This window comes from Parasedimentitalea marina (assembly GCF_004006175.1).
Lineage (GTDB): Bacteria > Pseudomonadota > Alphaproteobacteria > Rhodobacterales > Rhodobacteraceae > Parasedimentitalea > Parasedimentitalea marina.
Genome location: NZ_CP033219.1, coordinates 2,929,467 through 2,945,538 on the forward strand (window position 1 = coordinate 2,929,467; position 16,072 = coordinate 2,945,538).

The 16,072-nt window shown below is 56.6% G+C and carries 13 protein-coding genes and 1 tRNA gene; 6 read left to right on the forward strand and 8 right to left on the reverse strand.

Features of this window, described 5'->3' with window-relative positions:
• Window positions 1–12: 12 nt before the first annotated feature.
• The 7 genes from EBB79_RS14140 to EBB79_RS14170 all read right to left on the reverse strand — a co-directional run bounded on the left by EBB79_RS14140 (window position 13) and on the right by EBB79_RS14170 (window position 7,482).
• The gene (locus EBB79_RS14140; RefSeq protein WP_127749486.1) at window positions 13–807 is read right to left on the reverse strand and encodes a citryl-CoA lyase; all 795 of its coding nucleotides are present in this window, start codon (window positions 805–807) and stop codon (window positions 13–15) included.
• Window positions 804–1,640, reverse strand: a complete 837-nt coding sequence (locus EBB79_RS14145) for a shikimate dehydrogenase (protein ID WP_127749487.1) — start codon at window positions 1,638–1,640, stop codon at window positions 804–806. Before EBB79_RS14145 ends, EBB79_RS14140 begins: the two co-directional genes overlap by 4 nt.
• A complete protein-coding gene (locus EBB79_RS14150) occupies window positions 1,637–3,379 on the reverse strand; it encodes a bifunctional sugar phosphate isomerase/epimerase/4-hydroxyphenylpyruvate dioxygenase family protein (protein ID WP_127749488.1) in 1,743 nt (580 codons plus the stop codon). The genes EBB79_RS14145 and EBB79_RS14150 overlap by 4 nt, the downstream gene beginning before the upstream one ends.
• The gene (locus EBB79_RS14155; RefSeq protein WP_127749489.1) at window positions 3,379–4,674 is read right to left on the reverse strand and encodes a TRAP transporter large permease; all 1,296 of its coding nucleotides are present in this window, start codon (window positions 4,672–4,674) and stop codon (window positions 3,379–3,381) included. Before EBB79_RS14155 ends, EBB79_RS14150 begins: the two co-directional genes overlap by 1 nt.
• Window positions 4,671–5,282, reverse strand: coding sequence for a TRAP transporter small permease (locus EBB79_RS14160; protein WP_127749490.1), 612 nt, complete (start codon window positions 5,280–5,282; stop codon window positions 4,671–4,673). The genes EBB79_RS14155 and EBB79_RS14160 overlap by 4 nt, the downstream gene beginning before the upstream one ends.
• Before the next feature lie 29 nt (window positions 5,283–5,311).
• Window positions 5,312–6,322 carry a TRAP transporter substrate-binding protein DctP gene (gene dctP, locus EBB79_RS14165; RefSeq protein ID WP_127749491.1) on the reverse strand — a complete coding sequence of 337 codons (1,011 nt, stop codon included), beginning with the start codon at window positions 6,320–6,322 and terminating at the stop codon, window positions 5,312–5,314.
• Window positions 6,323–6,426: 104 nt separating this feature from the next.
• Window positions 6,427–7,482, reverse strand: a complete 1,056-nt coding sequence (locus EBB79_RS14170) for a Gfo/Idh/MocA family protein (protein ID WP_127749492.1) — start codon at window positions 7,480–7,482, stop codon at window positions 6,427–6,429.
• 157 nt (window positions 7,483–7,639) lie between these two features.
• Between EBB79_RS14170 and EBB79_RS14175 the strand changes: the two genes are divergently transcribed.
• The 6 genes from EBB79_RS14175 (at window position 7,640) to EBB79_RS14200 (ending at window position 15,141) form a co-directional block, all read left to right on the forward strand.
• Window positions 7,640–8,308, forward strand: coding sequence for a GntR family transcriptional regulator (locus EBB79_RS14175; RefSeq protein ID WP_127749493.1), 669 nt, complete (start codon window positions 7,640–7,642; stop codon window positions 8,306–8,308).
• A gap of 966 nt (window positions 8,309–9,274) precedes the next feature.
• Window positions 9,275–9,348 (forward strand) — tRNA-Gly (locus EBB79_RS14180).
• A gap of 158 nt (window positions 9,349–9,506) precedes the next feature.
• Entirely contained in the window at window positions 9,507–11,306 is a 1,800-nt protein-coding gene (locus EBB79_RS14185; RefSeq protein WP_127749494.1) for an ABC transporter transmembrane domain-containing protein, read from the forward strand.
• 298 nt (window positions 11,307–11,604) lie between these two features.
• On the forward strand, window positions 11,605–12,009 hold the full coding sequence (locus EBB79_RS14190; protein WP_127749495.1) for a hypothetical protein: 405 nt from the start codon (window positions 11,605–11,607) through the stop codon (window positions 12,007–12,009).
• A gap of 208 nt (window positions 12,010–12,217) precedes the next feature.
• On the forward strand, window positions 12,218–14,113 hold the full coding sequence (locus EBB79_RS14195; RefSeq protein WP_127749496.1) for an acyl-CoA synthetase: 1,896 nt from the start codon (window positions 12,218–12,220) through the stop codon (window positions 14,111–14,113).
• A gap of 104 nt (window positions 14,114–14,217) precedes the next feature.
• A complete protein-coding gene (locus tag EBB79_RS14200; RefSeq protein WP_127749497.1) occupies window positions 14,218–15,141 on the forward strand; it encodes an alpha/beta hydrolase in 924 nt (307 codons plus the stop codon).
• An 83-nt stretch (window positions 15,142–15,224) separates the two neighbouring features.
• Here EBB79_RS14200 and EBB79_RS14205 read toward each other — a convergent pair whose 3' ends face one another.
• Window positions 15,225–16,061 (reverse strand): alkaline phosphatase family protein, encoded by an 837-nt coding sequence (locus EBB79_RS14205; RefSeq protein WP_127749498.1) that lies wholly within the window; start codon window positions 16,059–16,061, stop codon window positions 15,225–15,227.
• Window positions 16,062–16,072 lie beyond the last annotated feature (11 nt).

The window sequence follows — 16,072 nt, forward strand, 5'->3', positions numbered from 1 at the left end:
ATCTATGATATTTTATACTTTATCGTATTTTGGTAAGTAAGCCGGCGGCATCGGACCCTTGTTGCGCCCGCCCTGCTGCATTTGCTCCCAAGCGTGGGACAGAATCCCGACTGAGCGGGACAGGCAAAACAGGCCCCGCGACAAGGGTGCGGGGAAGCCAAGTTCGCAGAAAATTACGGCCGTGGCCCCGTCGATGTTCATCGCCAGTGGCTTGCGCAGGCTGAGGTTGGCCTGAACCGCTTCGCCGATATCCGCATAACGGCCCGACACGGTGCCCGCATGTGCCGCGTCCCGTACCAGTGCCATCAGACGGGGCGCTCGGGGGTCGACAGGTTTGTGGAACCGATGCCCGAACCCGGAGACGATCTTGCCGTTTTCGGCCCGCCACGCATCAAGGCCTGATTGCACCGCGTCTTGCAGCGCCGCGCCGCCCTCGATCCGGTCGTTGATATCGTAATAGAGGTCCGCGCATTGCTCGCCCGCACCGCCATGCACATCGCCGAGCATATTCACCCCATTGGCCATGGCATTGTTCAGGCCGACACCGCATGTCGCTGTCATTCGGGCAGCGGCAATTGAGGGCGCTTGCGGCCCGTGATCAACACCTGCGACCAAGGCGGCCTCCAGCAATGCGGCCTCTTCGGATGTGGCCAGCCGCCCGACTGTCATTAGCCAGATCATCTGCGGAAAAGATACGTTGCCGATCAGCTCTTCAATCGGATGCCCGCGAAAGGTAATCTTGCCCGGCTCCATCTCGATGATGGATGTGCGCCACCATGCGCGGATGGCGTCTGCGTCTTCGCTCATGCGAGTACCTCTTGGGTCATGGTGTGAAAATCCTGCGCCATGCGGGCGCGATCGGGTTCGCGGCCCGTGAACAGCTTGAACGTCTCCGCCGCCTGACCGACCGCCATGCCCCCGCCCGTCATCACATGCAGCCCACGCACCGTGGCATCACGCAAAAGGGCGGTTTGCAGCGGAAAGTAAACGATATCGCCAACCCAGCAGCGCACCACAACGTCACTCAGCGAGATTGCTTGGCCAGGGTGACTGGCCATTCCCATGGGTGTCGCGTTGAGAATGCCGTCCACCGCGCCCTGGAATTTCCAGACGGCGCATCGTACCTGCGGACGTAAAGCCATCAAGCGATCGGCCAGCGCCAATGCAGCTTTTTGGCTTTGGTCATGAATCCAAAGTGTCGTGGTGCCAAGATCAATCAGCGCCAGCCCGACCGCGCAGCCAGCGCCGCCAGCCCCCAAAAGCAAAACCGCGTCGCGTGGCAGTGCCTTCATGTCCCGTGCGAAGCTTGCGCGAAATCCAAGGTAGTCGGAGTTATGGCCAGTGCGTTTCTGACCTTCAAAGACCACCGTGTTTACCGCCCCGATATCGCGGGCCTGCGGCGACATATCATCGAGCAGCGCCATGACGTCCTGCTTGAATGGATACGTCACATTCACCCCGCGACAACCCGCAACCTGTGCCGCATCTACGGCCTGATCCAAAGACCAATTGGCGTAATCAGCTGTGGCCAAGTCATAGCGACCATATGCGTAGTCTATCCCCAACGCTGCTCCAGCCGCCTCATGCATGGCAGGCGTAAGGGATGCGGCAATCCCTTTTCCAATCAAAGCAGCAATCATGAGGCAGTCTTCAGTCGGGACCTTGATTGCGATGCAAGCCTGACAGACGCATTCCGCGCACCATAGCCCAGATACCGACCCTTCCGCTGGACGATCTCAAAGAAGAACCCATCGAAGATGGACTGGCCGTAAAGCTGGTAATAGGCACCGCCCGCGTCTTCGTCATATAGCAGGTCGTGGGCACGCAAGGCCTGCGTTGTCGCTTCAATCAGTCCGAATTCGGCCTGCGTATCCGCATAATAGTTTTGCGGGATTGGGAGACGCTGGAATCCCGAAGATTTCAACAAGGTCGAGGTCTCGAATATGTCGTCCGTCTGAAGGGCGATATGCTGCACACCGGCACCCGGACGACCCGACACAAACGACCCCGCAAGCGTATCCGCATCCGCAGCGCCATTGAGGTTCAACCGCACCTCGCCTTCGGGCGTTTCTATCGCCTGACTGCGCACAATCCCTGACGGATCTGCGACATTGACGATGGCTGACTTGGTCATCTCGAATGTGGTCAAGTAATATAACAGCCAGCTTTGCATTTCGTCATACCGCATCGTCTGCGCCACATGATCGATGCGCCGCAAACCCGCAGGCGGCGTGGCCTTTGTGCTGCGAACAGGTTCAAATTCAATATCCCAGACGTGGTGCAAATCGGACCTCTCGTCGATGAAGTGAATGACACTGCCGCCAACCCCACGCACCGCTGGAATATCAAGCTCTCCCAATCCCACCATTTGCGTGAAATCCTGCGTGCCCAGCGATTTGGCCCGCGCAACGGTTTCCGCCGCGTCTCGGACACGAAGCCCCATGTCGCAAACGCAGGGACCATGATCCGTCAGTGCCTGTGCGGCGTGACCCGCACCTTCACGGTTGATGACAATGTTCACTGCACCCTGCCGCCACAGTGCCACTCGTTTGGAGCGATGATCACGTTCACGCCGAAATGCCATGGCGGCCAACACACCCTCAAGCTCAACTGCACCTGCGTCATCGACCGCAAACTCGATGAACTCAAATCCCTTCGCGGGAACTTTGGGGGGCAAATCAGGCACAGCGCCCTGCAATAAGGGTTCTGTTTGTGCGGCGTCTGACAGGACAGTCACCAAAGACCGATAGGCATTGCGCAGCGTCCCGGGTCCATCAGGCGTCGCCCCCACAGACCAAGTCCCCGCGTATCCACTCCGCGCCAGCACACGTGCCAGACCGCCCAAATTCAGGGTGCCCTGTCCGGGCAACATCGGCGTGTTTGGCCCGTCCAGCAGAGCAACATGGAACACCGATGCGCCGTTCAGATCGCGCAGACGGGCGGGGCGTGATCCATCACCAAGGACTTCAAATGCGTTGAGTGCGAGGCCGATGTTGTGATCGTTTTGTTCGGTGACATATTCGATAACCGCCGACTCGGCATCACGCGTGGGCCGTAGCGCCAGCCGAATGCCGTCAAATTTCGGCAGGTCGTGCGGCACCTTGTCAATAACATCCAGGACAAGCGCCTCTGCGCCCAATGACTTGGCCATCTCCATCTTGGCCTTGATCAAGGTCACGCTGGCATCGGGCTGCACCGCGCCGAGTGAGGCGATGGTCAATCCGGCCTGGGCGACAATATCCGCCAGGACCACAAGATCGTCGTCGAATTGGGTAACATCTGACAGGCTCAGATCAATGGCCGTGAACCCCACTGCAGCAATGGTGTTCAGTTTTTCCGCCAGCTCACCTGGTACGATATGAGTGGGAATGCTGAGCATTAGCCCTGATACCCAAGAAGGCGCGGCAGCCAAAGCACCAGATCAGGCGACAGCATCATCACGATCAGCGCGCCGACCAATACGGCCAAAAACGCCCAAATCTCTGAGATAATCTCGCGCAATGGAATGTCGGTGACCGCATTGATCACAAACAACAAGATACCATAGGGCGGCGTGATCAGGCCGATCATCGAGTTCACCACAACCAGCACGCCGAAGTGGACCAGATCAATGCCGAGCGCTTTGCAGGTCGGGATGAACAGCGGCACAATGACAAGGATGATGGTCGTGGCATCTAGCACGCAGCCCAGCAGCAGGATCAGCACGTTGACCATAATCAGGAACATCAGCGGGCTGATCTCGGCCCCTTCCAACATCGCCGAAATCGCCTGCGGGATTTGTTCGGTGATGACGACGTAATTGAGGATGAACGCCCCCCCGATCACAATACCAACGGCAGCCGAGGAACGCGCAGAATCGACGAAGACGCTATAGAGCGCCTTGAACGATAAGGATCGATAGAACACCGCGGCTAACAACAGGGCGTAAAACGCGGCGACGGCGGCGGCTTCTGTGGGGGTCGTGACGCCGCCGTAAATGCCATACAAAAGGATCACGGGCATCAGCAGGGCAGGAAACGCGCTGGCTGTCACTTTGGGTAACGCTTTCAGCGGCACCGCCTCTTCCACCTCGAACCCGCGTTTGTGGGCAAGGTATCCGTTCATGCCCATCAATACGGCTCCCATAATCAGGCCCGGCAGGATGCCCGCCAGAAATAGCGCACCGATTGAGGCGTTGGAGACCAGAGCATAGAGGACCATTGGGATGGACGGAGGAATGATCGGGCCGATGGTGGCCGAGGCCGCGGTGATAGCCGCCGCATAACCGCGGCTGTATTTGCCGCTGCGGGTCATCATGGAAATAATGATTTTGCCGATGCCGGCCGCGTCAGCCACCGCCGATCCCGACATGCCTGAAAAGATCAAAGAGGCAACGACATTCACATGCCCCATGCCGCCTTTGAACCGTCCCACGACGGCCACGCAGAAATTCAGCAAACGATCAGTGATGGACCCTGCGTTCATGATGTTGGCCGCAACGATGAACAGCGGCACCGCCAGCAGGATCGCACTGCCATAAAACCCTTGCAGGATCTTTTCACCGGCAAGCGCAACATCAAGCCCGGCAATGCCAAGGTAAACGACCGAGGCCAGCAAGATCGAATAGCCAATCGGCGTGCCGATACCTGCGAGCACGAAGAGCGTTACGAGGAGCGAGACAAGTTCAAAGCTCATGATTGGGTCTCCGCAGTTTTGGCATCGGCGGCGACTTCGGCCTCAAGCACGATTTCCAACTCAGTCTTGGGCGGGCCTTTGCGCAGCGTATCAATCGCCAGCCACGCATAGCGCGCAGCCACGACGATCATGAAGGCACCATAGACGCTGAAGATCGTGCGCATGGGGATTTTGCTGCCCGTAAACGGATTGCGGACCGTCGATGTTTTGCGGATTTTCATCCAGTCGATGTAATCCAGCGTGGGCAGCAGCGCATAGAGCATTCCCGCCACAATGGCGACGGCAGATATGACGGCGAAGATCGTCCGCATCCGCCGCGATACCGCGAGATAAATGATATCGAATTTCACATGATCCCATTCGCGCACCACAAAGGCGCAGCTGAAAAAGATCACCCAGACCCACAGGATAGCGATCAGCTCAAGCGTCCAGCCAAGCGGTTGCACTGCTGCGAGTGTGGGTAACGTCTCTTCAAGACCAAGGCTGCGAATGATGCGCGGCGTATAGCGCGTCCCGATCTGCAACAAGAAAGTAAAGAAAATCACGGCCAGCAATGTGGCCGCGATTGCGTCAGATAGTCGGGAGCCCCACCGTAAAAGCGTTTTCATTGTGGATCCCCCTATCTAACTTTTCAGTTTTAGTTTCCGAGCGCGTTGATCGCATCCAACACACCGTCAGGCCAGCTCGCTGCGAACTCGGAGCCAATATATTGGCCCTGAACGTGCTCGCGGAATGCTGCCAGATCAGGTGTGTAGACTTCCACGCCATTCTCTTCGAGGAAAGCGGTCAGGCTGCCTTCGAGTTCCAGTTGACGTAGACGGCCAACCGAAGCTGCAGCATCCGCAGCCTTCTGAACGGCCAACTGCTGCTCAGGCGCCATGGAATTAAACGTCTCGGCAGAAATCGCGATGTAGTTCAAATCCACAAGGTGGGACGTCAGAGCGATCTGGTTTGTGACCTCGTAGAATTTGCGATCCACAACTGTTGGCAGTGGGTTGTCCTGACCGTCAATCGCACCCGTGGACAGGCCAGTGTAAACTTCGGTGAACGCCATTGGTGTTGGAGCGGCACCCAAAGCGGCCCCCAGGAACTGCCAAGCATCTGTACCCGGCATCCGCAGGTTCACGCCTGCAAGATCAGCAGGTGTTTGCACGTCCAACTCGTCGCGGGTTTGGCGCAGGTTCACGTGGCGCTGGCCTAGATACATCACGGACAGTAGTTTCACGCCCAGTTCTTCTTCGACGGTCACCAAGAAAGGTGCCATCAGCGGATCGTTGAACACGCGCACCTGGTGTGCTGCATCTTGGTGAACGTAGCCTGTTGCAAAGATCGAGAACTCAGGGAAGAACTGTGCCAGTTCCTGTGCGGATGTGATCGACATCTCGAGGTTACCGCGGCTGATCGCGTCGAGTTCAGTACCTTGGTCAAACAGCGTTGCGTTGTAGGACGGCTCGTAAGACGCAAAGCCTGCAACGGCCGGACCGAAAACTTCGGCCAGGGCGACAGAACGCGCGTCTGTTTCAGAACCGGATGTAGACATGCGCAGCTGGATCGCGTGACCATCAGCGAATGCAGGCGCGGAAGCAGCAAACGTGCCTACCGCAATCATGGAAGCCATCGCAAGACGGCGTGTCAGTTTAAGTGTCATGTTGTCCTCCCAGACATTGGTATGGCCCGCGTGGAGCCGTTTGTGAGGCAGATTAATGCCTCATTTTTCCAATTTCGCAATACATTTTGCAAAATATCAGATATTCATTCAGCTGTGGCCGGATTTCCGTGCCGCCCTTTGTTCAGCTGAACCAGTGATTGTGTGTGCGCAGCTGTTTGAATCGCTTCAACTACGCGCAGTGTTTTCAAACCTTCTTCGCCAGTTACGAGCGGCGTCGCTGTTCCCGAAATGACATCTCTGAAGTGGGCAATTTGATTGATCAGAGGGTCGGACGAACTGACGGGCATGGCCGTGGCTTGTATCGGATTCCACCAGCTTGTGCCGCCTTCGTGCTGCCAAAGCCGCATGTCGGGAATCGACAATGAGCCCTCTGACCCGCCGATTTGGTAGCAGGATTCGTTTGTGGCCGGATAAATCGGGTACTCGCGCGAGGTCAGCTCCCAACTCCATGGGGAAACGATGCTGTCGGACACTGTGATCGTGCAAACTGCTCCGCTTTCAAATCGCAGAACCGCCGCCGCAAGGTCTTCATTTTCAAATCCGCGCAGGGACGGCGCCGTTTGCGCCTGGACTGTCACGACCTCGCCTAGAAAGTGACGCATAAGATCAACATCGTGGACCAGGTTGACCGATATCGGGCCCGCGCCCGCCTTCTTGCGCCACGGGGCGACCTCAAAATAATCGTCAGGTTTATAAAACCAGCAGGTCACTTGAGCCGCACGCACTTGCCCGATTGCACCATCCTTGATGAGCTTTGCGGTCTTTTGAATGATCGGATTATGTCGGCGATGATGGCCAACCAAGATCGGCACATCCTTTTCTCGGGCGCGATCTATAAGACCTTGCGCATCATTCGCAGAGGCAGCCAAGGGTTTTTCAATCAACACAGGCACGCCACGATCGACGCAGGCCAAGCCACCATCGACATGCATTAACGTGGGCGTCGAAAGGATCACACCATCGACGTCGACTGCCGTGAACATATCGTCCAACGACCCAAAAACAGGCGCCGTTTGATCTGTCGGACTGGGTTCGACCACGGCGGCCAGTTCAACACCATCCACTTGGCCGATCGCAGCAATATGGCGTTGACCCACAAGACCCGCCCCGACAACTGCTAGTTTCTTTGGTAGACCCATCCCGCCCTCTCGTATCGCATTTTCGCCACACTAGCAGAGTTCACGAGATTCGCAATAATATATGATATTTCTTCTTATAGCCTATTTTATCCACTGTTGAGGAATATCGGATGATCGTGTTATGAACCGTCAAACTATATGAAACATAAGGCCCGGCATGTCTCAAACCGCCCCCACTGTAGGTTCCAGCACATACGAGCGGATCAAGCATGACATTATCTTTGGTGAACTTGCACCCGGTGTGAAACTCAAGCTGGACGGATTGCGCGATCGTTACGCGGCGAGCGTGTCGACGTTGCGCGAAACGCTAAACCGTCTAGCCAGCGAAGGGTTCGTACAGGCGGCCGAGCAGCGCGGTTTTTTTGTTCGGCCTGTGTCGGCCACCGATCTGACGGAAATTGCTGAGCTTCGTATCCTGCTGGAATGTTCAGCGCTCGAGACCTCTATCGCCTGTGGCGACGCCGATTGGGAAGGCAACCTTGTCGCGGCCCATCACAAACTGCATTTGATCGAACAAAAAATGCTCGACGGCGACAAAAGCCAGAAAGAACTGTGGAAACGCTATGACTGGGAGTTCCATCAGGCTCTCATTCAAGCCTGCAATTCTGAAAACCTGCTGACGTTGCACGGCACGATTTTTGACAAGTATCTGCGCTATCAGATGCTGGTGCTGACTCACCGCGGCGCGCCCGCGATCGAAGAACATAAATCAATGTTTGATGCGGCTCTTGCACGGGACGTGGCAACAGCTAAGAGGGTCTTGGAAGGTCACATCCGATCTGGGTTGAAACATACGTTGTCAGCGATGAAAGACTTGCCAAGTTAAGGACCCGTGTAAAAGCAACGTTGTGCGGAACCTGATTTATCATAAACCTGTAAGGAGAGACAGGCGACAGGCTGCTCGTGAGTGTCTGACATTGACTACCGTAATCCACTCAAGCGATGGAAAAAAAGACGGACTTTGGCCCTTCGTGTTATCATCCCCCTCAATGACCGCTTCCGCGCCTAAGCTTACAACACGCTCAAGCACATTTTACTAGTTCACAGAAATGCTGCGTCAGCAATAGCCGCGCCTGTACAAGTCCGGTTTGTCCGCATCTAAGACATCCAAACAAGCCGCAGCGAATGACCGCAATCCGCCCTTTGTGCCGAATGCTGAGGAAGGTTCAGGTATCTTAAAGCAGCCAAAAGCAGTCATCTAAAATTTTGAATGAATTCATATAAGACTTAGTTGTGGCCATTGGAGGGGGAGGCAGTAATGAGAGTGACTTTAACCCCATGAACCGTGTCGATTTGATGGGCGCGGGCCCTAGATGCACAGCAACGTCCAAGCGAATTGGGAATCCTTGTGGCGCACCTGCCGTCAAAGGATGGCGTGCTTTCCGGTTTCACCGTGCCAAACACGGAGCGCCATCTGCAGAACACCACGGTATGTAAAGGAGCGGTGCTAGGACGAATGTAGTCCAAGTAGCTCGATGGCTGGAGGCCCTGCCCCAACTTCTAGCGCGTCAATACTGAGGGCACGGCACAGCCGCATGAACGGGAGGATTGGGGGGGCTAAATTTCAAATCTGCAGTTTGAATGTCAGCAATTAAAATTGTGGGAAGGTCGTTCATCGATCTCAGCGAATGACATGGTGCAACTTACTAGCCACGCCAAACATTGATATTCAGGCACTTGCACAATACCCGACAGATGCCATGCTTTCGCAGCCGTTCTACACTGCAATCATTTTGCAGTGAAAGGCCTCTTGACCTCCTAAAGTCTATGAAATAGATCCTGAAACTGTAGAGCGGGCGTTGTGTAATGGTAAGACCTCAGCCTTCCAAGCTGATGACACGGGTTCGATTCCCGTCGCCCGCTCCAGAACGTTACCTCCCCTTCATTTCTGCCTGATTTCTTAGTAAGGATGGGCTTAGGCGCGTCACTTGACCGCTTGACGTGGCGCCTTTGCAGGCTCATGAACTTTGGCCATATGCAGCGCGTTGACCGCCTGCTTGGACTGACAGATCAAAGGATCCGAAATGGCGCGATCACAAGCAGCACCACATGCAAACGAAGAGCGCGACAGCTCGAAGAAAATCGGCGTCCTTGGGGCCCTCTGGCCATTCATGAAACCCTATTGGGTGCAAATGTTACTGGCGCTTTTTGCCCTGGTGCTGACCGCCAGCCTGTCGCTGACACTGCCTTTGGCCGTGCGTCGTGTGATCGATAACTTTCGGATCAGCGATAGTGAGCTGCTCAGCCAGTATTTTCTGGCCGCACTTGGTATTGCCGCCCTGCTGGCTGTGGGCACCGGGCTGCGCTATGCGCTGGTGACCCGGTTGGGGGAACGGGTGGTTGCCGATATCCGCGTGTCGGTGTTTGACCGTGTGCTGGGTATGAGCCCCGAGTTTTTTGAGAAAATCATGACCGGCGAAGTGCTCAGCCGGATAACCACCGACACCACCTTGATCCAATCGGTGCTGGGCTCTTCGGTATCGATTGCCCTGCGCAATATCCTGTTGTTCGTAGGCGGCCTGGTCTTGATGCTGCTGACCTCGGCCAAATTGGCAGGCCTGGTGCTGTTGATCGTGCCCGCAGTGATCATTCCTATTCTTGTTTTGGGCCGCAGACTGCGGGTCATCAGCCGTGAAAACCAGGACTGGATCGCCGCCTCGTCCGGCAATGCAGGCGAGGCCTTGTCTGCGGTGCAAACTGTGCAGTCCTTTACGCACGAAAGCGCCAGCCGGGCGCAGTTCGCAGAGATGACCGAGACCTCATATAACGTTTCGCAGCTGCGCATTCGGACCCGCGCCTATTTGACCGTCATCGTGATCTTTCTGGTGTTCTCAGGCATAGTCGGGGTGCTGTGGATGGGCGCCATCGACGTGCGCGCCGGCGTGATGAGCGAAGGCACTCTGGTTCAGTTCGTAATCTATTCGGTTCTGGTTGCCGGATCCGTTGCGGCGCTGTCGGAAATCTGGAGCGAGCTGCAACGCGCAGCCGGTGCAACCGAGCGTTTGATCGAGCTGCTGAACGCGCAGGATAACGTGACCGACCCGGTCGCGCCCATCACATTGGCCAGCCCGGTGCGAGGCGAGATTTTCTTTGACAATGTCTCCTTCCGTTACCCTTCCCGGCCCGAAACTTCGGCGTTGCGGGATGTGACACTGACCGTGAAACCGGGTGAAACTGTGGCCTTTGTCGGCCCGTCCGGCGCGGGTAAGACTACCATTATCCAGATGATTCAGCGGTTCTATGACCCCAGCGCAGGGGCTGTGAAACTGGACGGCATAGCCCTGCCCGACTTGCAGCGTGATCAGTTCCGCCAGTCGATCTCTATGGTGCCGCAGGATCCGGTGATCTTTGCCACCACGGCGCGCGACAACATTCGCTTTGGCCGGTTGGATGCGACCGATGCCGAGGTCGAGGCCGCCGCCAAAGCCGCTGCAGCGCATGATTTTATCTCGGCGCTGCCAGATGGCTACGATAGTTTTGTCGGCGAACGCGGCGTGATGCTGTCAGGCGGACAAAAACAGCGCATTGCAATTGCCCGCGCCATCCTGCGTGACGCACCCGTGCTGCTGCTGGACGAGGCCACCTCGGCGCTGGACGCCGAAAGCGAACGGCTGGTGCAAGCGGCCGTGGATGAGCTGAGCGAGGGGCGGACAACGCTCATCGTGGCGCACCGCCTGGCGACGGTGAAAAAAGCGGACAGGATTGTGGTGCTGGAGGACGGCGGCATTGTCGCCACCGGTACCCATGACCAGCTGGTGGCCGAAGGTGGGCTCTATGCCCGTCTGGCCCGGCTGCAATTCACCGAAGGTCTGGCCGCCGAATAACCCACAAACCTGAAAACGCGTTTCAAAGCCTCGGATGAATGTCCGGGGCTTTGACTTTTTTGTGCAGTTGACAGTGAACCACCTCGGCATGGGGCCATGCCACCCGAAACATCCATCAAGCCCATTTGATGACGGAATAATTTCGATGAGTTTTACAAATATCCAGTGGCTGCCCGGGCTGGATTTATGCCGTTTCCCTGTCTAGAAAAGGATAGTATTCGACAAAAGGATTCATTTGATGAGATTTCGCAACGCACACAGTTCTGGGTTTCGCTCATTCTTGAGGCCGGCAACATGTATGGGGCTGGCACTTCTGGCAGGCTGTAGCGGAGCACCGGGACCCTCTGTGCCGTATCAGCAGGGCCACAGTATGGCAGCGGCCAAAGCAGCAGTGGCTGAATGCTCCCCGCATGCACAAAAAGGCGGTAACACTGCAGTGATCGGCAGCTATGCCGCTGGCGTCGTGTTAGGCGGGATTATAGTTGGCCCGCTTGTCGTCTATTCGGATCAGGATGATATCCGCGACAGCGGCGAAGCGGCCGCAGTGGACAGATGCTTGGCGGATCTTGGCTATACCCGGCGAAATCTGACTGCCGAAGAAATCCGTGTCCTGAACTTGACCCACGGCGCACGGCGCAAAGTGCTATTGGACCATCTTGTGGCTGGCGGCACACTTGAAACATATGGTGGCACCGGCGTTTGACGAACCGACACCTGTCAATACCTGGCTGTCAGTTCTAAGGGATGAACACCAGTACTTACCTGCCCGTTTGCGAAGAATTGCGTAGCGTCATTTCTTAGTTGCCTTTGGGTGACCCAATGCCTGCGCTTGCGTCACTCAGATTTTCCTCGCATCTTGGAGCAAAGCATAAAACAGGCCCACAGCAAGTGGGTACCAAGGGAGGGACGTCATGCCGTTTGCCGGGATTGAGGATCGTAATGCGCTGGAAAATGAAATGCCGTATGATCAACGGGATTTACCCGCGACATTATATGGTCTTTTGTCGCGAACCGCAGGCAAACACCCAAACAGCAAGGCGGTCAGTTATCAAATCCTGTCCGGACCGGCTGACAAGGCTGAGACCCTCACCTGGAGTCAGCTGAAAGACAAGACAACGCAGGCTGCCAATTTGTTTCGCTCGCTTGGTGTCGGCGAGAAAGATGTGGTTGCCTATGTACTCCCCAACTGCAGCGAGGCGATCTTCTCGTTTCTGGGCGGCGCGGTTGCGGGTATCGTCAACCCGATCAATCCTCTGCTCGAACCAGAGCAGATTGCGTCCATCCTGCGCGAGACCAATGCCACGGTTGTGGTCACCCTCATGCCCTTCCCCAAAACCGATGTCGCCCAGAAAGTGGCCGAGGCAGTGCGCCATGCCCCCAATGTAAACACCGTTCTTGAGGTGGATCTGAACCGCTATCTGACACCGCCCAAATCCTGGATTGTGCCTTTGATCCGGCCCAAACTGGAGGGCAAGGAAAAGATCGCCCATGCGACTTACAAAAACTTTGGCAAAGAGCTGGCCAAGCAGTCCACCTCTCTGGATTTTGCCGACAGCACCGGCGACCGGGTGGCCTGTTATTTCCACACCGGTGGCACCACCGGCATGCCCAAAGTGGCGCAACACAAATACTCTGGCATGATCTATAATGGCTGGTTGGGTCATACCCTGTTGTTCACTGAAGAAGACAACATCATGTGCCCGCTGCCGCTGTTCCATGTCTTTGCCTGCCACGTCATTTTAATGCCTGCCATTTCCTCGGGCGCGCATGTGGTGTTTCCGACCCCGCAGGGCTATCGCGGTGAAGGGGTGTTCGACAATTTCTGGAAACTGATCGAACGCTGGAAGATCACATTTATTATCACAGTGCCAACGGCCATTTCGGCGATGATGCAGCGCCCGATTGATGCAGATGTTTCAACCGTAAAGACCGCCTTTTCCGGCTCGGCCCCCCTGCCCGTTGAACTGTTCAATCGCTTTGAAAAAGCCACTGGCATGTCCATTATCGAGGGCTATGGCCTGACCGAAGCCACCTGCCTGGTATCGTGCAACCCTGTAAACGGCACCAAAAAAATCGGATCAACTGGCATTCTGTTCCCCTATACGGACGTGAAGATCGTCAAGGGCTCAGCGGATGGCCCGGTAGAAAGCGCCGAGGACGAGATCGGCGAGATCTGTGTCTCCAATCCTGGTGTTTACGCAGGCAACACCTATACCGAAGCGGCCAAGAATGCTGACCTGTATTATTTCGACACATACCTGCGCACCGGGGATCTGGGCCGGATCGACGAAGACGGCTATCTGTGGATCACCGGGCGCGCCAAGGACCTGATCATCCGGGGCGGCCACAATATTGACCCGGCCGAGATCGAGGAGGCGCTGCTGGGCCATGAGGCTGTGGCCTTTGCCGGAGCCATCGGTCAACCGGACGCCCATGCGGGCGAGCTGCCCTGTGCCTTTGTCGAACTGGTCAACGGGGCCTCGGTCACACCCGAGGAATTGCTGGACTTCTGCAAGTTGCACGTCCACGAACGCGCCGCCATTCCCAAACATATGACCATTCTGGACGAGTTGCCAAAGACCGCCGTTGGCAAGGTGTTCAAACCGGACCTGCGCCGCAGTGCCATCACCCGGGTCTACAACCAGGCCCTGACCAAGGCGGACCTGGCGGCACGGGTTGAAAACGTGATCGATGACAAAAAGCGCGGTTTGGTTGCTCAAGTTGCGACCAATGGCATTTCAGAAGATCAAATCGGCAAGGTGCTCGGTGGCTTTACCCGCCCCTGGGAGCCGATGCCAAACCCGTAAATCGGTTCTGATGACGTCAAGAAAGCGCCCCTGGGGCGCTTTCTTTGTTTGGGAGATTGACCAAATCTGGTCTAGTCTCGCAAAAACTCGGCGAGGGATCTGGGATGGACTATGAAAAACAAATCGATGCCGAGACCTGGGATTTCATCCGCAAAACCGGCGAAAGCTATGCCGATGGCGCAGTCGCGCTGAGCATTGACGAGCAACGCGACAACTATGATGCCATGTGTCGTGATTTCCACGTCGCCCGCCCCGCCATTGTCCAGACCGAGGACCTCTCGGCCAATGGGGTACCAGTACGGCATTACTGGGCAGGCGATCCGACGCGTACCGTGATGTATTTCCACGGCGGCGGTTTTGTTGTCGGAGGGCTGGACAGCCATGATGACATCTGCGCCGAAATCTGCGCCCAGACCGGGTACCGGGTAATCGCGGTTGATTACCGTCTGGCCCCCGAGCACAAACACCCCGCCAGTTTTGAGGACGCCTGGACCGCCAGCCAATGGGCATTTGAGCGGTTCAGCAGCGGATTGGTTCTGGTCGGCGACAGCGCTGGTGGAAATCTGGCGGCCTCGGTGGCGCATCATGCGCGCGGGCAGCAAACCTCTGTGCTGGGCCAGGTTCTGATCTACCCCGTGTTGGGCGGCGATATGACCACAGGATCCTATATTGAACACGCCCAGGCACCAATGCTGACACGCGATGAATGTCTCTATTACCATCAAATTCGCAGCGCAGGCCCACCGCCGCAAAACGATCCGACCTATGCGCCGTTGCAAGACAGCGATTTCACAGACCTGCCGCCAACGCTGGTGGTCTCAGCGGACTGTGACCCGCTGCGCGATGACTCGCGGGACTACCGCGACCAGCTGCAGGCTGCGGGCGGTCAAGTGCAGCTGATCAATGAGCCGGGATTGGTACATGGTTATTTGCGCGCCCGTCACTCGGTCGGACGGGCCAGAAATAGTTTTGAGCGGATTTCCGTAACAATTGAAGCCCTGGGTCAGAACATCTGGCCATTTGACTGACCCCAAAACGCCACCCATCCTTGTCGAGACTTCATCTTTTTAAAAATACTCCGGGGTCCGGGGCAGCGCCCCGGCCTGTTTTGTCACCAAAGAAAAGGCTTGGCCTGCATCGTCTCCGCGACCGGTGCGCCCATCCGAGACAGGATCGTTGGGGCGAGTTGCAACTGGTCGATGACGGTATCGCTGCTGGGCCCCTGCGCCTCACCAAAGTAATAAAGAGCGGTTTCCTGTTGTAGCGGGTCGCGGCCACCATGATGTCCACGCGCGTCCTGACCGTGATCTGCCGTCACGATCACTTCATACCCCATCTGCCGCCAGCGGGTGATGAAGGGCGCCAGCATTTCGTCCATGGTAAAACAGGCGTGATCCATTTCCTGACAGTCGTGAAAATACCGGTGCCCCATGCTGTCCAGTGTGCAGGTATGCAGCATGCCGTAGTCCAGCCCATGGCGCAGGCAAAGGTTGGTCAAAGTGCCAAACAGATCCACGTCTGACGGTGTCATCTGGTTGTGGTGCCCATAGCCACTCATCGTATGAAAGCGGCCGTGGTTGATGGTCTGGCTGTCCGGCTCGTCATACTCAATATCAAGCACTGGATCAAAGGGATGCCGGTTGAAGAACTCGGACCAGAAACTATGCGCCACGCCGCCGGTCACACCGCCCCCCTTGCGCACCTGACTGAACACGTCGTCATGGCTCAGCCGGAACACATTTCGATTGCCGGTGCAGCCGTGCTGTTGCGGGGTCACGCCGGTATGGATCGAGGCATAGCAACTGGCAGAAATTGACGGCAGCACGGCACGATGCTTCCACACGCGCGCCTCGCCACTGTCAACCCAGCCTTCCAGATTGCCAAACAAGCGCCGGAAATTTCGCCAAGGCACCCCATCAAGAATGATCAAAAGCAGTTTGGTATCCATGGGGCGCTCCT